Below are 19,719 nucleotides of genomic sequence, written 5' to 3'. Positions count from 1 at the left end.
TTCGTCGACCAGAAGGAGTGAGCAGCAGCCATGGCATCGCTGTCTGATCGCAGTCCCGGCACCTCCCGTCCAGGAAGCAAACCGTGGGAGCGAGCCACACTGACCGACACACCGAGCACGCCTGACCCGCGCACTCCGGCCGCTCCTCCGCGGCCGGCGAGCGAGGCCCCACCGGCACACACCAGCCGAGAGGCTGCGGTCGCAGGTCTTTCACCGAAGCCGGTGCCGAAACCGGTACCGCGTCCGATCCCGCAGAACAAGCGCGGCCGGCGCTCTCGGCTGGCGATTTGGGGCTCACTCGCCGCGGCCAGCCTGCTGCTGGGTGTGGCCATAGGTGCCGTGTCGTGGGTGTTGTCCCCCGACTCCAACGACCAGGCATCGTTCGCGGCCGGAATGTCGTCGATGCTCACCACCCCGGAGGCACCCGCGACCACAACCGAGCCGCCCACGTCCACCACCCCGGCCCCGGCCGCGCCGCCGCCGTGTGTCGAGTCCAGGACCAGTAGCGAAGTCACCGGTGCCGGACCGGGCGGGTTCGGTTCGGGCCCGGACGCGATCCTCGGCTTCGACTACGCCTACTACGTCAAGCGCAGCGGAGCCGCCGCGCGTGCGTTCACCACCCCCGACGCCGCAGTCGGCAGCCCAGAACTGTTGCAGAGCGCCGGAATCGACACCTTCCCGTCCGAGACCACGCACTGCCTGCGCATCACCCCGAGAGGCCCCGACGAATACACCGTCTACCTCACCCATGCCGTCCCGGGCGCAGAGCCGGTGACGTGGACCCAGATCGTACGAACACGAACCGACGGTGATCGGACCCTCATCACCTCGATCGTCGACATCACCGAAACGGAGAACTGATGAAGGCCAACCGATCCACCTACGTCGCGATGGCTCTACTGGGGTCCGTCGCGATCACAGTGAGCGCAGGGACCCAGGCTGCAGCGCAACCGACCACCACGCCCCCCGACACCACGTCCCCCTCGGCCGACTCCACCACCAACGCTCCGTGCGCGCTGCTGCACGTCGTCGTCACGCAGGGCACCACCGAGTCCACCGAAGGGTCCATGCCCAAGCAGGACTCGGGCACGCTGTCGGCGGCGATCCTTCCGGTCCTGGCCGAGTTCGGTGGAACCACCTCGGACAAGTTCGACCGCACCTACGTGCCGTACCCGGCCGACTACGGCTTCACCGGAACCTCGTACAAGGACTCGGCCGCGCGCGGAGTCGAGAACGCCTCGAAGATCATCGCCGACGAAGCCGCTCGCTGCCCGAACACCAAGTTCGGGCTGCTGGGGTACTCGCAGGGCGCGGGAGTTGCCTCGGAGCTGCTCCGGCTGATCGGCGCTGGCCAAGGTCCGATCCCGCCCGCACGGGTCGCGATGGGAATGCTCTACTCCGATCCCACTCGTAAGCAGGGCGACGGCATCTTCCCCGGTGCACCTTCCCAGGAACACCCCGCACCTGCACCCGGTACCCGCGGCGCGGAGGTGACCAAGCTCGAAACGCTGCCCACACCGCCGTCCGACGGAGGCGGCATCGCACCTCTCGCCGCGCAGACCCCGGCCTCGTTCGGGTCCCTGACCGGCCGAGTCGCATCGGCCTGCGCGAGCGGCGACATCGCCTGCGATACACCCGCCGACGCCCCGCTGGCCCGTCTGGTGACCAACGTCAGCGGCCAGATGAACCTCGACGCCCAAGATCCCATCGGGGTGCTGTGGTCGGCCGCGCAGGTCATGGGCACCACCGCGCTCAAGATGGGCGTCGACGTCGTCAACGAAGACATCACCAGCAGCGACGGCACCACCCGCGGCCTGGACTACCGGCCGGGAGATTCCCTGAGCAACCGCGCCGCCGATGCCTCCAACCCGACACACCAGGTCGATGCTTTCGCCGCGATCGACAAAGTCCTCGGCATCGGAATCAACACCGCAGTCACGTTCGCCAAAAAAGTCCTGACGATGGACAACATCGCGCAACTGGCCACCGTCGGCCTGACCAATCCGCCGGCAGCCCTGGCGTTACTGGGAGCCAAAGCAGCCGAGGCTGCTCTGCAGCTGGTTCCGGCGAACATCACCGACAAGACGACCACGGCCGTGTCGAAGATCGTGCAGAACGAACTCACAGACAACAAGGGCCTGATCAAGATGGCCACCGACGTCAAGTACTGGGCGGTGCGCGCCAATCACGAGTCCTACCAACGTGATGCGGTCACACCGTCGGGCGGAACCTGGCTGAGCTTCGCCTCGGACTGGATCACCGCGCTGGTCAAGGATCTCGAAAGCGGATCGACCGCCCCCGCTGCGGACAAGGACGCCTTCGCACGAACCGTTCCCGTCGACGGGCAGGGCTCCTACCAAGGCCTTCCCGGTCTTCAGTTCCAGGTCGGCGCACAACCGGCCTCGACCTCCACCGCCTTCGATCCCTGGGCCGAGTCCTCGTCGACGCTGACGACGCCGACCTACACCCCGCAGACGGCCACCGACGCCGACAGCACGAGTACTGCGACCACGTCGTCGGCCCCATCGGGCGATGCGTTCCCGATGGAGTTCCCCGCTGCCGCTCCCGACGACTCCTCGTGGCTGACCCCGTCCAACTGATGGCGACCCCAGTAAGGACCACCCGATGAGCACAGACTGGAAAGACGGCCTGATGGCCGATCGGACGAGTCCCGACATCGACGACGTCGACACGACGTCCACACCGGTCGGCCCACGACCGGCGTTCGGGCAAATCGATCTGGACCGCAACACCACCGCGGTGGTGATGTTGGGGCGCGGCGACAGAACGCAGCCGCCGCGCCCCCCGACGGCGTCCGCGTTGGAGATCGACGGTGTCCGAGCTGCTCCGACATCGGGGTGGCGACGCGCCCTCTACGCGTTGTCTCTGCGCACGATCAACGCCGGCGAGTCGCCCGCGGACAAACGTGCACGTGAGCTCGACGCGCAGATCGCCGCCCCGGTGCGCACCGATCACAAGATCACCGTGGCAGGGCTCAAAGGTGGAGTGGGAAAGTCGACCGTCTCGGTCGTGCTGGGCCACGCTTTCGCGGACGTGCGCACCGATCGGGTGTTGGCCATAGACGCCAACCCCGATGCCGGTGTCCTCGCCGAACGCATCGCAGCGATCGCGCCCCGCACCGAGCATCCACCGACGATCTACGACCTGCTCGCCGCCCCGCGTACCGATCGCTACGCGGACGTACGCCAACACACCCTCGAAGCCGAGACCGGTCTGCAAGTTCTCGCCTCACACGATGATCCGGAGCGTTCGGAAGCGCTGAGCGAGAACGACTACCGGCGCGTGATCGAGATCCTCCAAGACCACTTCCAGGTGCTGCTGTCCGATTGCGGCACCGGCATCACCCACCCCGCGATGGCGGGAGTGCTCGACCTGACCGACTCTCTGATCGCGCCCACCAAGCTCGACGTCTCGGCGGTCACCAGAACCAACGCGCTGCTCGATTGGTTGGACGCCCATCACTACTCGCACCTGGTGCAGCGGTGCGTGATCGTCGTCTCCCGGATGTCGAGCAGCTCGAAGACACCGTTGACCGACCACCAGCTACAGGAGTACTTCGGTGACCGCGTCCGCGCAGTGGTGACCATCCCGTTCGATCCGCATCTGGACGAGGGCGCGGAAATCTACTGGGATCGGCTGCTTCCCGCGACACGGGCGGCGTATCGCGATCTCGCTCAGCTGGTGGCCACGGACTTCGCCGCCGGATGGCAGAACCGAAACCAAGCACAGGGGCCGGCACTGTGAGCGCCACGGCATGGGCGGCCGCCGACGACTCCCGGGAGCCGGGACGCTCACACGGGTTGATCACCCCGCCGCCTGCAGAGCGGTGCATCGACGTCTGGCCCGAGCCGGTCTACGCACCCACCGACCGGGCTGTGCCCTCGTGGTGGCTCGTCGGTGGCCACGGAGGAGCCGGAGTGTCGATGCTGACCGCCTCGTGGTCGATCGCCGGCGATGCGATGGGCGCGTTCCCGGCCGGCTTCGAGCAGGAATCACCCTTCGTCGTGGTGGTCGCCCGTGAATCCGCATGGGGAATCACCCGAGCTCACGATCTGCTCACGCAGCATCTGTCCGGCTACGGCGGCACAACCACTCTGGTCGGGCTCGTCACCGTCGCAGCATCACCGAGCCGACTCAAAAGCGAGCTGCGCCAACGCCTCGAAGTGGTCGCGGGGCTCGTCGACGACCATCACTGGCGAATCCCGTGGATCGACACCTGGAACGAACTGACACCCGACGAGCTCCCGTTCTGGACTCCCGGAGATCCCATTCCCACCGGACGCAAACGCGAACCGCCCGACCGAGCCGTACCGCGCGAGGTCGCGGACGTTGCCGACGCCATCCGCACCACCATCATCTCGATCCTTCAGACCAACCCATAAGAGAGCGAAACACCATGCTGATCAACACATTCGACGCAGTCCACACCACCATCCTGGCCGTCCCGCAGCCCGATCCCGTACCCCCGCCCGGAGGCGACCGGATATGGCGCATGATCGGCGTCGCCCTGTGGATTCTGACCGCCGGTGCCGTCCTGGGAATCATCGTCGGCGGCGGGGTGATGTGGTTCGACCATGCCGCCGGCGACGGAGCGATGAGGGGTAAAGGCATCAAGATCGTCATCGGCGCTGTGATCGGCGCGTTGATCATGTCGCTCGCAGCGTCATGGATCACCTGGGTGATGACGTGAGCGTGACACCGCTCGCCCAACCGGCACCACCGTCGCAACCACTCCCACCCGAAGTCACCGGACCACTCGATCAACTTCTGGGCTACGGAATGTGGATCGTCGGAGCAGTACTGGTGACGTCACTGATCGTCGCCGCCGGGATGTTGTGGTGGCACTTCGCCACCTCGACACCCTTGAACCGGACCGTCCGAAAGATCCTGTGGATCTGTGCCGCCGCGATCGCCGCAAGCTCGGCGGGCGCACTCGCGGGCTTCGCCCTCTCATAACGCAATTCGAATCGGAGACCCTTCATATGAAACGCCACCTCATCGCCGCAGCCACCGTCGCCGCGGTCCTGGCCTTGTCCGGATGCGGATCCGCCGAACCCACATCCGACACCACGACAACCTCGACGAGCGCAGCCGCCGTCGATACCTCGGCCGCGCCTGCCGACGTGCAGTGGCAGAGCTGGCGGGGTGCCTCCCTGCCGACCTCGAGCACGGACGGTCCGCGTGAGGTGGCCGGCGACATCGCAACCGGCTACACCCCGACGCCTCAGGGCGCGGTCCTGGCCGCAGCACAAGGAATCACCAGACTGCGTCTGGCACCGGACAACTCCTGGCCCGAAGTGGTCAATGCGGTCGCAGCACCCGGCGTCGGCCGCGACACCTACGCCGTCAACCGCGCACAGGTCTCCATCACCGATCCGGCACCGGAGGGAACCGAAGCACACCTGCAGGGCTTCGAGGTCACCGACTTCACCGACACCCGGGCTGTAGTTCGACTGGCGGTCGAGCGCCCCGACGGTGCGCTCATGGCCACCACCCACACCCTGGTCTGGTCGGGAGAGGACTGGAAGCTACTGCTGCCTGCACCCGACGACATCCCCGAGCCCGAAACACTCACCGACACCGCCGGTTTCACCGAATTCGCGGCGGCATCATGAGTACCGGAACCCCCGGAGCCGACAAGCCCGCCAAAGAGCACCGCATATTGACCGGCGCGGCGATGCTCGTCGTTGCGATCATCGTGATCTGCGCCGTCGTCGCGGTCGTCCTTCGAGTGAGCGGCGACTCCGACGACGAGTCGCCGACCGCCCAGACGCCTCGACCGACGGTCACCGCGCCTCCCTCCACCGGCCCCACGGCCGTCCCGAACACCGACGGCGCGATGCAAGGGCTGGCAACCCCGACCGTCGACCGTCTCGGCCGCCGGGTCGACGTCCCGAAATGGCCCGGCGGGTGGGCACTGCCGCAGTCACCTGTCGACTACGGCCCCTACAACCCGGCCGTACCGGTGCCCGCTCCCGCGGGAGTGAGCTGGCAGAAGGTCAACGACGGAGCGATCGTCCCGTTCTCCACCTCGGACGGCCCGTCCACCGTAAAAGGTCTGACCGCCAGCGGATTCGCTCACACTCCACAAGGGGCCGCCCTGGCGGCCGTGCAGATCGCGCTGCGCCTGGGGTCAGCGAACAACGAGACCGCACGCGGGATCTACGACAACCAGACCATCATGACCGCGGCACAGCGCAGCGAGCTGTACGCGCAGCTCGACGCCGAAGGCCCGTTCCATCGCGGTGCCACCGACGCTGCCCTGAGCTACCAGACCAAGTCCGACGCGTTCCGGATCCTCGACTACGCCCCCGATCTCGCCGTCATCGAAACTGCCAGTCCCGCACAGAAAGCGGACAACGGCACCGCGCAGTGGTTGACCACCAGGTTGACGGCCACCTGGGTCGACGGCGACTGGAAGCTGACTTTCCCCGAGCAGCTCGGCGATCTCTCCGGCACCGCGACCTCTCTGAGCGGGTGGACCCCATGGTGACGATGCGGCTACGCGCCGGACGGATCGTCCACGCTGTCCTCGCCGCGCTGGTCGTACTCATCGCGGCCGCATCGCTGATAGGCGCGTTGGCTCAGCCGGCATCCGCGCAGGAGACCACCGGCCCTGCGATTCCGGCCGCACCGCAGGGCTACGAGCTCGTCGGTGCGGACGATCTGAAGGCGAACAACCTTCCCGCAGGATCGATCACCCTCGGCGGTCTCGGAGGTACGACACCCAAGCCGTTGCCCGCGGGGTACACGATGGTCCAACGAGAGCTGACCTGCATCACGGTCCCACTGGGCGGCGGACAATCGACGCAGACGTGCCCCACGGTGACCTACGCCGTCCCCGAAGGCGGACCCACCGAAGCACCCCAGGCACCCGCATTGCCCGAAATCGGCAACGGCGCACCAGGAGAAGGAACGTTCGGGTTCGACCAAAAGTGCGAGTCGATGACGCAGGACACGGGATCGTGGGCCAGCGTCTCGGGCGCACTGCGCAAGATCTTCGCCAACCCTTCGGAACAGGTCTGCAAGCTCGCTAACGTCGTCTCTCATCCCGGCGATGCGCTGCAGAAGATGTGGGACTCGGCGTTCGGGAAGAACGTCAAATCTCTCATCGCCGGCGTCGCCGATGGCTGGGGCACGATGATCAACTGGTGGTTCACCACACCCTCACCGGCCTTGTCGGACGCGAACTACCTCACGGTCCTCCAGACATACATGCTCCCCATTCAGGGTGCGGTGCTGGTCATTTCGATCTTCGTCGCTTGCATCCGCGTCGCCCTGGCACAGTCCGGAAACGAGAACGCCGCGGCAATGGATCTCGTGCGTACCTTCGTCCGGACTATCACCTCGATGTCGCTGTTCGGTGTGGCCATCGGCCTGGCCATCCAGGTCTCGGACGGCATCAGCTTGTGGTTGCTCAGCGAATCGGGCGGCAACGACCTCGGCACCAAAGTCCAAGCGATGATGATCGACGACACCTCGACCTGGGGACCGGGCTGGGTTCTGCTGATCGCTCTGTTCGGAATGCTCGGCGCACTGGTCCAGGTCGTGCTGCTGGTGGTCCGCATGGCGTTCCTGATGGTCATCGTCGGTGTCCTGCCCGTCGCCGCGGCAGCATCGGGAACAGAGATGGGTTCGCAGTCCTACGAAAAGATGCGCAACTGGGCAATCGCGTTCATCCTCTTCAAGCCCGCGTCGGCCGCGATCATGGCCACCGCGTTCTGGGCCGCAGACCCCAGCTCCGACGTCACCAAGCTTCAAGGCCTGATTCTGCTCACCGTTGCGGCAGTGGCACTTCCGGCGCTACTGAGGGTGCTGAACGTCTCGAGCGCCTCCTCCGGTAGCCCGATGGCATTGGCCGGCATGGCCGCAGGTGGAGCAGCCCTGGGCATGGCCGCCATGAGCGGCGGAACCAGCGCCGCCGTCATGGGCGCGGCCCGCGCAGCCAAATCGGCCGGGGGCGTGGTCACCCGCAGCCAGGGCGGCTACGGCGGCAAAGCCCCGGGAACCGGAGGCGGCGGTGGCGGCGGCGGTGGCGGCGGTGGCGGCCGCGGTGGCGGTGGCGGTGGGGCTCGCAGTCGTACATCGAGCGCTGGCACCGGCCCCTCGCGGGGCAGCTTCGCAGGCCGCAGCGGCGGGCGGCGGATCCCGTCGATCTCGGGAGGCGTCCAGTCCGCCCGCGCCGGGATCTCGCGCGGCAGTCACTCCCTCGACTCCATGGCCCAAGACATCGCCGGCGATGTTCCGGGCCGTCCCTTCGCAACGAACGAGGTCATGAAGTGAGCACCACCAGCGCACCCATGCGTCGCCGCCAGACCTACGTGATCGGCCCCGTCCCGAAGGAATCGTTCCTACTGGGCCTGAACATCGCCGCAAGCGTCTACCTCTTCGGCTGCGCCCTGATGGGTGTCGGCGTGCTCTCGATCGCCGACAACAAGCTCTACGCCCTCGCCTTCATCGGCGTCATGGCCATCACCGCGCTACCGCTGATTCTGCGGTTCCAACGCAAAACCTATTACCAGTGGATCGCCCTGTCCGTGCAGTGGCTGATCCACCTGTCGAAAGGCGAGAACTTGTACCTCTCCGGACGTTTCTCCCGCGTTCCCGGCGGCACCAACCGCCTGCCCGGCGTGCTCTACGACAGCGTCCTGCACGACGGCTGGGTCCAACATCAGTCCCGGCAGAAGTTCGGGGTCATCGAGATGCCCAAGACCCACCAATTCACCATCGTCATCGAATGCTGGCCCCAGGGCAACGAAGCCATCGACCAGGACGCAGTCGACAATTCGGTGTTCTCCTGGGGTGCGGCGGTCAACTTCATCTCCCAGACCGGCGACGTCGACGGTGTCACCGTCGTGATCGAGAACGGCCCCGAGTCCGGCAACCGGCTCCGCCGCGAAGTGCGGTCGATGGCCCACGAAGACGGTTTCTACGGCGGAGAACTCCCCGCACGCATGATGCTCGAGTCCGCGGAATACCTCGCCACCGGCACACCGCGACTGTGGGCACGGGTGGCCATCACCTACCGGGCCGCGACCGCGAGCCGACGAAAGGACCCGGGCGAGCAGATCAAGGAACTGGCACGCCGAATCGGCGGTGTCCTGACCGTGCTCAACGAAGCACAGCTCAACCCGCGACTGCTCGCCTCGGACGAGATCGTCTCGTTCGTCAAACACGCCTACACCCCGGCCGCATTGGACGATCTCGAACTCTCGGAAATGAAGGGCGGGCACGATCTGGGCTGGGAGGACGCCGGCCCTCAAGCTCAGAAAGCGAACATCTCCAACCTCTTCCACGACGGCTGCTACTCCACGACATGGGAAATGGCCGAACGACCGAAGAACGCCTTCGTCGAGACCGTGCTGCGACCACTGCTCGACCCCAACCCGGACGTCCTGCGCAAGCGCGTGGCCATCTGCTACCGCCCCCACTCGCCGGCCGAAGCGGCGACCATCATCGGCCGCGACCTCAAACACGCCAACAGCGGTGTGAACAACCTCGGCAAGAAAGGCCCCAGTTTCGAGGCGCAGCAACGACTGAAGAGTGTCGAGGACCAGCTCGAAGAACAGGGCCACGGACACGGTCTGACCATGATCGGACTGTTGGTGACCGTGACGACACCCGAAGGCGAAGACCGACCCAAGGCCGATTCGGTCACCAAAGATCTCGGCACCCGATCCTCACTTCGCCTGCAGCGCTTGTGGTTCACCCAGGACACCGGATTCGCCGCGACCCTCGGCGTCGGCGTCCTCATGCCCTCGCACACCAAGAACGTCGCAAAGAAGCTGGGAGCATGAAATGAGCATCAAACGCCCCTGGAGACGCGCCGCCAGTACCGCCTCCCACCGCGACCTCAACCGCACCGCTGCGCAACGTCAGCGCGAACAACACTGCGAGAGCATCGATTCCGCACCGGTGGCCGTACTCGACGACAACGAACGCCGCGAACTCGAACGCGCCGCCGAATCGAAGAACATCGCCGTCTCCTGGCGCGCACGCCTGCATCTCGGACGTGACGCTGCAGCGCGGTCCAAGACCGTGGGGCACAGCCGCGACGCAGAGACCCTGCGCGGCAACCACATGGGCCTGTCCGGACGCGGCGGCGGCAAAGCCGGACCCGTCCTACCCCTGACCGAATTCCGCGCCACCACACTGCAAGCAGCCGGTATGTGGCCGTTCCCGGTCGGGGCCGGAGCGCCGATCGTCGGCGTCCCACTCGGTGTGCACCTCTACACCGGCGCACCGGTGTGCTTCGACCCGCTCTCATGGATGACCCGCGCCCGATTCCTCCAACAGCCCTCGATGATGCTGCTCGGCCTGCCCGGCTTCGGTAAATCGACGCTGGCCCGCAAGATCATCCTCGGACTGATCTACGCCGGAGTGTCCACCCTGATCATGGGCGACATGCGGCCCGACTACCGCAAACTCGTCGAAGCCCTCGGCGATCGAGGCCAGATCATCGACCTCGGCCTGGGCCGCGGGCAGATCAACCCCCTCGACATGGGACCTCTCGCCCAGATCCTGGCGACCCTCGATGCCGCCGGCACCGACGCCGCCGACAAAACCGCGGCCCTGGTGCGCAAACGCATCGCCGGCGACCGGGTGCGCCGGGTCAAGACATTGCTACAGGTCACCCGCGGCAACGCCCCGATCGACGACTTCGAGATCTCCGCCCTCGGTGCCGCGATCCGTCTCCTCGAGGAACGCTTCACCGGCGACGTCCAACCGCTGCTCTCCGACCTCGCCGACGTCCTCGAGGAAGGCCCCGACCCGGTACGGCGGGCATTCAAATCCGACACCGACGCCGACTACCGCGCCGACTCGAAGACACTGCGGCGCACCCTCAACGCCCTGATCGACGGTGAGTTCGGTGAGGTGTTCTGCGGCCAGACCACCGTGCCGATCGACATCAACGCCGCTGCTGTCTGCGTCGACGTCTCCGGCATCGGAACCGCCGACAAAACCCTCAAAGGCGCAGTGCTGCTCGCCTGCTGGGAGCACGGCTTCGCCGCCACCGACGCCGCCCACTACCTGGCCGACGCCGGATGCGGGCCGCGCCGGAACTTCCTGGTCGTCCTCGACGAGATGTGGCAGGTCCTGCGCGCGGGCGTCGGCATGGTCGACCGCGTCGACGAACTGACTCGCCTGAACCGGGCCTGGGGCACCGCGCTGTTGATGTGCACCCACACCATCAGCGACCTCGAATCCCTCCCCAACCCCGAAGACGTCGCGACCGCCAAAGGCCTGGTCGAACGCGCCGGAGTGCTGGTGGTGGGTGCATTGCCACGTAAGGAGATGACCCGACTATCCGACATCAAACCGTTCACCGACACCGAAATCGCCGACATCACCTCCTGGTCGTCCCCGAAAGCGTTGACCGGCGAGGCAGGCGCTCTGAGCGCTCCACCCGGGCAGGGCAAGTTCATCGTCAAACTCGGTGAGCAAGGCGCACCGGGTATTCCGTTCCGGACCGTGCTCATGCCGTCGGAGATCGAATCCGGTGTCCACGACACCAACCACCGATTCACCTTCGTCGGCGACGACCTCGAAGACGACTACGACGAGGTCGCGTGAGATGGCCAAACGGTTCTACACCACCGAATTCAGGGACAAGTGCCTCGCGCTGGTCAGTGAGCAGATGAAAACCGCGTCCTCACGCGAAGAGGCCGTCGTCGCTGTCGCTGCCGCACTGCAGATCCCGGTGACCACCCTGCGTAACTGGGTGCGCAACGAACGCGGCGCAGCACGCACCACCCAATTCCCCGCAGACACCGAACTGGCCGTCCGCGAGCTCCGCGACCAAGTGGCCATCCTGCAACGCGCTCTCGGCCGCGAAAGGATCTGAACCGTTGAAAAGCACCGCCAGCAAGGGGACGTTGGTCGGCGTCGCCCTGTTCCTCGCCCTGATCCTGGCGCTGGTGCTGCTGATCTTCCCCGACGACGACGAACCCAAAGTCGGGGACTGCCTGCCCGGCGGCGCACCGACCGCGACGTTCCCTGCCGGCACCAAGGTCAAGCCGATGAAGGACGGCACCTACCAGTTGACGTCCGGATTCGGTCCTCGCTGGGGCACCATGCACAAGGGCCAGGACTTCGGATCGGCTGCAGGCGAACCGATCTACGCCACCGCCGACGGTGTGGTGTCCAAGGCCGGACCGGCAACGGGGTTCGGGCAGTGGATCGTCATCGACCACAACATCGACGGACAGATCATCTCGAGCGTCTACGGCCACATGTTTCCCGACGACCTCGAGGTGACCCCCGGCCAGCAGGTCCACGCAGGCCAGGAAATCGCGAAAGTCGGCTACAACGGCGAAGTCTCACCACCTGGACCGGGCGGTGCGCACCTGCACTTCGAGATCTGGCAAGGCGGCCACGACGCCGGCGAAGCCGTCGACCCGGCCCCGTGGATCGCCGCAGCGTCCGAGCCCGACGCCCCCGCCGGGAGCCCGGCCACTCCGTCGCCGTCACCGACAACACCTGCCCCCGGCGGCGACCTCCCGCCTCTACCGCCGTCCGTCGGGTCCGAAGAGCACTGGCAGGTCGACACGGTTCGCGTAGCCCGATCGGTCGCGCAGAAGTTCCCCGAGATCAAAACGATCGGTGGGTGGCGGCCGTACGACACCTACGACGATCACCCCAGCGGCCGGGCCGCGGACATCATGATCCCGGACTACGACACCGGGGCCGGCAAGGAGCTCGGCGATCGGGTCGTGGAGTACCTGATGGCAAACAAGACCGAGCTGCACATCGAGTACATCATCTGGCGCCAGACCTACATCCCGGCCGACGGCTCCTCGAACCAGATGGAGGACCGCGGCTCCCCCACACAGAATCACTTCGACCACGTCCACGTCACCACCGTCGGCGGCGGGATGCCCGACGCTCTGACCAACTACGGCCCGGCACCGGGCGCAGCAGGCAGCCCAGGGGCGGTCCCGACCCCGTGCGGGGTCAATCCGGCTGCGAGCGGCGGCGAAGCCGATCTCGCACCCGGGAAAGTGCCCCCGGAGTTCGAGCCGTGGGTGATCAGGGCCGGCAACACCTGCCCGCAGATCCGCCCGCCCGTCATCGCCGGACAGCTCAAGCAGGAATCGGGCTTCAACCCGCGCGCTGTCAGCCCGGACGGAGCCGAAGGAGCGGCGCAGTTCATGCCCGGCACCTGGCCCGGCTACGGGCGCGACGACGACGGCAACGGCTCGGTCTCCCCTTACGACATCGGAGACGCAGTTATGGCCCAAGGCCGCTACATGTGCGAGATCGCAGGCCAGGTCGACGCCGGGATCGCCAACGGGTCCATCTCGGCCCCCAACGGCCCGCTCGAGCTGTATCTCGCCGCCTACAACGCAGGTTTCGGCGCGGTCCAGTCCTCCGGCGGATTCCCCACCGGCTCACCGGACTACGTCAACCAGACCCGCCCCTACGCCGACCTGATCCAGCAGTACGCCACCGAATTCGCCTCGATCGCCTGAGCACACACACCGACCGACACGACAACCAAGGAGATACCCGAAATGGCCAAACGACGCAGCACCCACAACTCGGTCGCCGAATGGGAGACCGCGAAGAAGGCAGTCAAGGAACACCTCGACGACCTCCGCGCGCTCGAGACCCACGGCGAGCTCTACACATGGGCGAAAGAGCACGACCTCGCCGTCCCAGGCCTGTTCCCGAAGTTCAAGACCGAACTGTCCAAACAGCTCGGGATCGACTACGACGCACTGCGCGAGCAGGCCTACGCCCAGCGCAGAGAGCAGATCGCTGCGGCCGCAGCCGATGGCCCGGTACTCGAGCTGTGGACCGCGGCCGACGACGAGGTGTCCTCGTTCGCGATCTGCGGACCCGAAGGTGCCGTCGTCACCTACAACACCTTTCACCCCGACGACAAGCTCTACCGCAACGGTGATCAGGTCTCGGCCGACCGGTCGGTGGCGCAGCACGCGGTGTTCGTCGCAGGTCAGGCCCGCGAGGAACTAGACGTCGAGGCGGTCCGGCTGATCCTGCACGTGCTCAACCACGAAGTCGCGGCCGACGACCCGGCCCTGGAGCGAACCGCGCTGCGTGGCCGCGTGCACGTGAGTGTCGAAATCGACCAGGACAACCCGGCGGCGGAGTGGTGCCGCGAGAACGGCTACAAGTCGTGGCGAGAGACGAACCTGACCACCCTCGTCGTCGACGACGAACGGATCGCAGGATGAAACGCGGGCAGCTCATCGCGGTCAGCGCGGTGTTGGTATTCGTCGTGGTTGTCGCCGCCGCTGTGGTCACCCTCGTCAAGTTCAGTGGCACCGACGAGAGCCACGACCCGGCCACCGACGCCCACGTGCACCTCGACGACGACCGCGGCTCCGATCCGGACGCCGTCGCCGAAGCTGCACTGGCGGCGATGTTCTCGTGGCAACCGGCCATCGACCCCTCCCCCGCTGCCGCTGTCGGACGAGCGCAGCGCTGGCTCGGCGGTCCGCTCGCCGCCGACGCCACACAACCGGCCGCCACCGGGGTCCGGCCGCTACCGCAGTGGGCGGGATGGCGCGACTCCGGGGACATCGTCACTGCCACAGCACAATCGGGCGAGCCGATCACCGCCTCCGATAGCCGGCAGGTACTCGACGTCGCCCTCACCCAGACCGTCCTACACCGCGACGGAAGTACCACCCCCTACAGCGACTACCGCGTCCGGGCCGTCGTCGAAAAGAACTCCGAAACATGGCAACTGACCGAATACAACTTGGCACCGAAATGAGGACGTCGATCATGAGAAGGCACATCATCCATTCGGACCCGATCGGCTACATCGGTCCAGCGCCATCGGTGTTCGACCTCGCAGCGCTCACGGCGATCAATACTGTTGCAGCTCTGCTCGTTTCCGTCATCATTCTGCTCTGGTCGGTCCGCCGCACCTGGGCGAGAGCGGCAGCGGTGGCCCTCACCCTGGCCGTTCTGGCCGGTGCGGCAGCCGCCGGACGCTCGATCGTCACACCCCACACCGCTCTGGCGGCGACGGCGTATGTCATGCCCGTGTTCGCCCTCGGCGTGGCCGGCCTGCTGCACGTGTTCGTGCACCTTCGCCCCCGACCCGACTCGAACGATCAGAAGGACGATCCGATGACCGCTACCACCATCCAGGACGCGATCGAGGGGAAGGCGCTCTGATGGCCCAGACACGCAGATCCGGAACCGGTGCCAGAGCACAGGAGAACCTTCTGCAGGCGGTGCTGCTGTGCATCGGCCTGGCGGTCGTGATCACCCTCGTGTTGTCGTGGTGGGCAGGAACGTTCCTCTCCGGCGGCGACCCCAGCGGCAACCCCATCCAGGGGGTATTCGAGTCCTTCACCGGACAGCGCCCCTGGCCGTGGCAGTCGACGGCCATCGCCGTGGCATTGGTGGTGTCGATCGTTGCGGTCGCACTGCCGATCGCAGTTCGGCGAGCCAAGGGGCGTACCGAAGTCGACCGGGCCGCGCGCACGATGGTCGCACCGAACAAGCTTCGCGGAGTCTCCCCGAAAGAGTCGCATCGCCTGATGCCCCAGTTCGACAAGTCCGATCCGCGGTCGTGGGGATTCCTCCTCGGCACGACCGTGGTAGGCGACAAGCCGGTGTACCTGTCGTGGGAAATGGTGATGGTCGCCCTGGCCGGCACCCGGATGGGAAAGACTGTCGCCCTTGCGGTGCGCGCAGCCTTGGCAGCACCGGGGGCCACGATCGTGACCAGCAACAAACCCGACCTGTATGCCGCGACTCGCCTCGGCCGCGAACGGTACGGGCAGGTGTGGGTGTTCGATCTGCAGGCGGTCAGCGGATCGGTGCAGCTCACGTTCTGGTGGAACCCGCTCAAACACGTCACCACCCTCGCCCAGGCCCGCAAGCTCGCCTCCTTTTTCGTGTCCGCGTCGACGAAGAAAGACGCCAAGACCGACGGCTACTTCGATGGTGGAGCTCAAGAGCTGCTCGCCCTCTACTGCCTGGCTGCGGCGTCGGCCGGCGGAGATCTCCTGCACGCGGTGAGTTGGCTCGGCCGCGATCAGGACGGCACCCCCGCCCAGATCCTCGATGCGTTCGACAAGAAACGCGCAGCAGCGCGAGTGAGAGAAGCCCAAGGCTTGACCGATCGCCAGCGCGACGGCCTGTTCGACATGGCACGCCGATTCCTCGACATCCTCTCCGACGACGAGTACGCCCGCGCCGTCACACCGCCTGCGCGGGCGATCATCGAGGTCGACGCGACGGACAAGACCGTAGTCCCGCGCGTGACCACGCGGTACGGGGAGCCGCTGCACGATCGCCGCGAGTTCGATCCGCGGGCGTTCGTGGCCAGTACCGACACCCTCTACGCGCTCTCGCTCGAAGGACCGGATTCGGCGGCACCGCTGACCACCGCACTGGTGGGGCAGATCTTCGACGAAGCCACTGCGCTGGCCTCACGGACCCCGGCACGCACCTACGACAAGCAGATGCCGCGGTGGTGGCCGACCAGGATGTGGCAGCCCACCATTCGCACTCAGGGAGGCCGGCTCGACGTTCCTCTCGTTGCCGTTCTCGACGAGGCCGCGAACACCGTCCTGCTTCGCCAACTGCCAGACCAGTACTCGCATTTCGGTGGCCGCGGAATCATCCCGATCGCGATTCTCCAGTCACCACAGCAGGGTGCCCGGGTGTGGGGCCGCGACGAGTTCGATTCGATGATCGCCGGTGCCGTGCACTTCTACGGCGGCAACATCAAGGACAAGCAGTACCTCAGCGACCTGTCCGAGCAAATCGGTTCGCACGAAGTGCAATCCACCACCCGCAGCAACGGCCAAGGAAACCGCAGTACGTCGCACAGCTGGCAAGAACGGCCCATTCTTCCGATCAACGAACTCGCGGCCCTCCCGAAAAGCCGTGCCATCGTGGTCTTTCCGGAAAACCCGCCCGTTCTGATCAAGAAAGTCTGGTGGACCGACACCGACGACGCCGAGATGATCACCCAGTCCATCATCGAATACAGCGGATCCGCCGAACAGGCGAAGGAACTGCTCGACGGACCGTTCAACATCGACTACGAACCAGACCACGACGACGTCGACGAGTACGAGCTCGAAGACTGGGACCGATCGGCGGTGAGCGTCGATGGACGTTGATTTCGACCTCGACGAGGAACTGGATCTCGACGCCGAACCGGAGGTCGAGCCCGCGTACGAGTCGGTCGATGACTGGGTTCAGCATTACCTCGCCAGGGTGATCCAGCGACGGATCAGCGACCGACCCGGTCACGGACTGACCTGGGATGCCCGGTGGTGGAGGCACGGTGAAGCGGTCGCCCGCCTGACCGCTCTGTGGTGGGCCTGGGAGTCCGCGCGCCGTTCGGTCGAGGACCGGGCAGCGATGTCGGGATGGTGGGTCGAGCATTGCGAACCTCACCTGCGGATGCTTCTCGACGGCGTCACCGGGCCGATGAGCGGAGCCGACGACACCGGAACCTGGGGTGGCTACGGACCCCTGACGTGCGATCCAGTTCCAGAAGGTTGGATCGCGGACGATCTCGCAGACCTCTCGCACGAGCACCCGATCCCGATCGGGGAAGACGCCGACGAGTTGCCGGCCCCGGCGTTTCTGCGGCTCGAGGACTTCGTGAAGAACTACCTCCGCCACGTCATCAACCGCAAGATCGACGACAAGCCAGGCCGTGGACTGTCCTGGGATCGGCGCTGGTGGCAGCACCAGGAGGTCGTGTCGCGGCTCAAGGCCCTGTGGTGGGCGTTCGAGGAAGCGCGCAGTTCACCGGACGATCCGGCGGCGATGTCGAGCTGGTGGCTTCGGCACTGCGACCCCCACATGCGTGTGCTCCTCGACGGCGAATCCGGACCCATGAGCAACGCCGACGTCGACGGGAGCTGGCCCGGCCACGGCTCGCTGCTGATCGCCTATCCACCCGAGGACTGGCAGACACCGAAATATCTGACCCCCTGACCGCCATCGTCACCGAGAGAAGGCCTCTCCCATGAGAACAGCACCTGCACCCGCAATCGAATCGTCGACAGCGCCGAGCGATCGGACCCAACTACTGGCGGCGATTGCCTTGGCGGCCGTCACCTGGTGGCTCACCTGGTCGATACCCTTCGCCGAGTGGGTCCTGTCCTCGTCGAGCGGCTCGGCCGACCCCGTCCGGCGTGAAGCCGCCGACGATGCTGTGGCACAGGGCTGGTGGGCGATCATCACCGTCGTCTCCGCGCTGTCGATCGGCAGCCTCATCGCCGTCGCCCTCGACTGCATGAACGGACGGCGCTGGGCGCTGACCGCATGGAAGAACTCGGTACGCCTGGCGAGCAGCCTCGCCGTGATGTGGGCCATCTGGGCCGTGAGCGTTCTCGCCGCCGGCGGAGTGCAACCCCTGTGACCACCAACTCGACTACCAACGAAAAACCAAGAAGGCGAGCAACGACCATGAAGACGAGTACACGGCACCACCCCAGCTCCATGCTCAGCTCGATCGTCAGCGCGGTCGGGGGCATCGAGGTGCGGTACACCCCCGAGAGCGATCGCGACGAGTGGATCCGCGACATAGACCGTGACCAGAAACGTTTCCGTGCGCGGCACGGTCTGTCGTCGACGCCGGCCGAGCGTGCGGCCGCGCATTCGGCGGCAATACTGGAAGTCGAGCGCAGGCTGGCTGTGCGTGGCCGGGGGCGGCAACCGGTCATCACCGGTCGCCAGCTCGCCTCGATCGCGGACGCACACACTCGCGCAGCAAGCCGCATCACTCACCCCGGCGTGACGGCCGCGTATCTGGCAGCTGCATTAGCGGTGTCGATCGCGTTCGCGATCCTGGCATGGCGGGGCTGGTCCCCCGACCTGTCGTACTACGACTGGCCCGCAGGGACTCCAGTCGAGCGGATGACGGATGCGCTCTCATCGGGCACCACCGTGATCGTGCAGATTGCAGCGTGGCTCTTGGCGCTGAAGCTCGTATCGGAGCTGCGCGACTATTGGATTCCGTCGAGGGCGCATCGTCGCAGCCGGACTCCGCTTCGGCACTGCTCGGTCCTGGTCGCACATTCCGTCATGGCGGTGGCGGGGCTGGCGATCGTCGCGCTCGGCGCGTACCTGATCGGCATTCTCGTTGTCTTTGGACAAGCATGAGCCGGGTACGGACACGATATCGGCCGACCGTCCGAGTTTTCACGGCCTGTGTGGCTGTCCCTGTTGCTGCTGCGCTGCTGGCGGGGTGCAATCCCCTGATCGCTCCCCCGACGCCTGAGACGGCCCATGAGGCTGTCTCTGTGTCCAGCGGGGTCGTGGAACGGGTCATTGATGGAGACACGGTGGAGGTGCGCCTGTCCACAGGGGGTGACCCGGTACGAGTTCGCGTTCTCGGTATCGATACCCCCGAGACAGTCGCCCCCGACGCACCGGTGGAGTGCTGGGGGCCGGAAGCGAGCGCGTGGGCGCACCAGCAGCTAGACAACGCCGCTGTCACCCTCACAAGCGATCCGGTCGCAGACGACACCGACCGCTACGGCCGTGCCCTGCGGTACGTCGTCCTCCCGGATGGGAGCAACTACAGCGCATTCGCAGCCGAATCGGGTATGGCCCGCGCCTACACCTACAAGAACCAGCAGCTCTCTGAAGCGGCGAATATCGTTGCCGCACAATCGACAGCGCAACGCAACGGTGCCGGTCTCTGGGGCTCGCCGTGCTACGGACAGACAGCCCGACGCTGAC

General features: G+C 66.4%; 21 protein-coding genes. All 21 read left to right on the top strand.

Features of this window, described 5'->3' with window-relative positions; genetic code table 11:
• The first annotated feature begins 30 nt into the window (after positions 1 to 30).
• The 21 genes from CH292_RS28370 to CH292_RS28270 all read left to right on the top strand — a co-directional run bounded on the left by CH292_RS28370 (position 31) and on the right by CH292_RS28270 (position 19,718).
• Positions 31 to 861 carry a hypothetical protein gene (locus CH292_RS28370; RefSeq protein WP_052060491.1) on the top strand — a complete coding sequence of 277 codons (831 nt, stop codon included), beginning with the start codon at positions 31 to 33 and terminating at the stop codon, positions 859 to 861.
• Positions 861 to 2,600, top strand: a complete 1,740-nt coding sequence (locus tag CH292_RS28365; RefSeq protein ID WP_094656321.1) for a cutinase family protein — start codon at positions 861 to 863, stop codon at positions 2,598 to 2,600. The genes CH292_RS28370 and CH292_RS28365 overlap by 1 nt, the downstream gene beginning before the upstream one ends.
• 25 nt (positions 2,601 to 2,625) lie before the next feature.
• Entirely contained in the window at positions 2,626 to 3,765 is a 1,140-nt protein-coding gene (locus CH292_RS28360) for a MinD/ParA family protein (RefSeq protein ID WP_081371413.1), read from the top strand.
• Positions 3,762 to 4,403, top strand: coding sequence for a hypothetical protein (locus tag CH292_RS28355; RefSeq protein ID WP_094656322.1), 642 nt, complete (start codon positions 3,762 to 3,764; stop codon positions 4,401 to 4,403). Before CH292_RS28360 ends, CH292_RS28355 begins: the two co-directional genes overlap by 4 nt.
• A gap of 14 nt (positions 4,404 to 4,417) precedes the next feature.
• Entirely contained in the window at positions 4,418 to 4,711 is a 294-nt protein-coding gene (locus CH292_RS28350; protein ID WP_052058297.1) for a hypothetical protein, read from the top strand.
• Complete coding sequence (locus CH292_RS28345; protein ID WP_139278523.1) at positions 4,708 to 4,977, top strand: hypothetical protein; 270 nt, start codon at positions 4,708 to 4,710, stop codon at positions 4,975 to 4,977. Before CH292_RS28350 ends, CH292_RS28345 begins: the two co-directional genes overlap by 4 nt.
• A 26-nt stretch (positions 4,978 to 5,003) precedes the next feature.
• The gene (locus CH292_RS28340; protein WP_032406419.1) at positions 5,004 to 5,636 is read left to right on the top strand and encodes a hypothetical protein; all 633 of its coding nucleotides are present in this window, start codon (positions 5,004 to 5,006) and stop codon (positions 5,634 to 5,636) included.
• Positions 5,633 to 6,514: a hypothetical protein gene (locus CH292_RS28335; RefSeq protein ID WP_052060488.1), complete on the top strand. Its 882-nt coding sequence runs from the start codon at positions 5,633 to 5,635 to the stop codon at positions 6,512 to 6,514. Before CH292_RS28340 ends, CH292_RS28335 begins: the two co-directional genes overlap by 4 nt.
• Entirely contained in the window at positions 6,508 to 8,304 is a 1,797-nt protein-coding gene (locus CH292_RS29160; protein ID WP_176580241.1) for a hypothetical protein, read from the top strand. The genes CH292_RS28335 and CH292_RS29160 overlap by 7 nt, the downstream gene beginning before the upstream one ends.
• On the top strand, positions 8,301 to 9,818 hold the full coding sequence (locus CH292_RS28325) for an SCO6880 family protein (RefSeq protein WP_052058295.1): 1,518 nt from the start codon (positions 8,301 to 8,303) through the stop codon (positions 9,816 to 9,818). Before CH292_RS29160 ends, CH292_RS28325 begins: the two co-directional genes overlap by 4 nt.
• Before the next feature lies 1 nt (position 9,819).
• Positions 9,820 to 11,595: a hypothetical protein gene (locus tag CH292_RS28320; protein WP_052060487.1), complete on the top strand. Its 1,776-nt coding sequence runs from the start codon at positions 9,820 to 9,822 to the stop codon at positions 11,593 to 11,595.
• A 1-nt stretch (position 11,596) separates the two neighbouring features.
• Positions 11,597 to 11,866: a hypothetical protein gene (locus CH292_RS28315; RefSeq protein ID WP_032406417.1), complete on the top strand. Its 270-nt coding sequence runs from the start codon at positions 11,597 to 11,599 to the stop codon at positions 11,864 to 11,866.
• A gap of 4 nt (positions 11,867 to 11,870) precedes the next feature.
• Entirely contained in the window at positions 11,871 to 13,493 is a 1,623-nt protein-coding gene (locus CH292_RS28310) for a M23 family metallopeptidase (protein WP_032406416.1), read from the top strand.
• A 42-nt stretch (positions 13,494 to 13,535) separates the two neighbouring features.
• Complete coding sequence (locus tag CH292_RS28305; protein ID WP_032406415.1) at positions 13,536 to 14,219, top strand: hypothetical protein; 684 nt, start codon at positions 13,536 to 13,538, stop codon at positions 14,217 to 14,219.
• A complete protein-coding gene (locus tag CH292_RS28300) occupies positions 14,216 to 14,764 on the top strand; it encodes a hypothetical protein (RefSeq protein ID WP_052060486.1) in 549 nt (182 codons plus the stop codon). The genes CH292_RS28305 and CH292_RS28300 overlap by 4 nt, the downstream gene beginning before the upstream one ends.
• A gap of 11 nt (positions 14,765 to 14,775) precedes the next feature.
• Positions 14,776 to 15,174: a hypothetical protein gene (locus CH292_RS28295; RefSeq protein WP_139278522.1), complete on the top strand. Its 399-nt coding sequence runs from the start codon at positions 14,776 to 14,778 to the stop codon at positions 15,172 to 15,174.
• Positions 15,174 to 17,138 (top strand): TraM recognition domain-containing protein, encoded by a 1,965-nt coding sequence (locus CH292_RS28290; RefSeq protein ID WP_052060485.1) that lies wholly within the window; start codon positions 15,174 to 15,176, stop codon positions 17,136 to 17,138. The genes CH292_RS28295 and CH292_RS28290 overlap by 1 nt, the downstream gene beginning before the upstream one ends.
• Positions 17,128 to 17,967: a DUF4913 domain-containing protein gene (locus CH292_RS29155; RefSeq protein ID WP_052060484.1), complete on the top strand. Its 840-nt coding sequence runs from the start codon at positions 17,128 to 17,130 to the stop codon at positions 17,965 to 17,967. Before CH292_RS28290 ends, CH292_RS29155 begins: the two co-directional genes overlap by 11 nt.
• Before the next feature lie 31 nt (positions 17,968 to 17,998).
• Positions 17,999 to 18,394: a hypothetical protein gene (locus CH292_RS28280; RefSeq protein WP_032406413.1), complete on the top strand. Its 396-nt coding sequence runs from the start codon at positions 17,999 to 18,001 to the stop codon at positions 18,392 to 18,394.
• A gap of 47 nt (positions 18,395 to 18,441) precedes the next feature.
• Entirely contained in the window at positions 18,442 to 19,137 is a 696-nt protein-coding gene (locus CH292_RS28275) for a hypothetical protein (protein ID WP_139278521.1), read from the top strand.
• A 182-nt stretch (positions 19,138 to 19,319) separates the two neighbouring features.
• Positions 19,320 to 19,718 (top strand): thermonuclease family protein, encoded by a 399-nt coding sequence (locus CH292_RS28270; RefSeq protein ID WP_256978607.1) that lies wholly within the window; start codon positions 19,320 to 19,322, stop codon positions 19,716 to 19,718.
• The last annotated feature ends 1 nt before the right edge of the window (position 19,719 follow it).

Origin of the sequence: Rhodococcus sp. 14-2470-1a, from assembly GCF_002259425.1 — a bacterium.
In the GTDB taxonomy this organism is placed as follows: Bacteria; Actinomycetota; Actinomycetes; order Mycobacteriales; family Mycobacteriaceae; genus Rhodococcoides; species Rhodococcoides fascians_E.
This window is presented reverse-complemented; position numbering and strand designations above follow the sequence as displayed.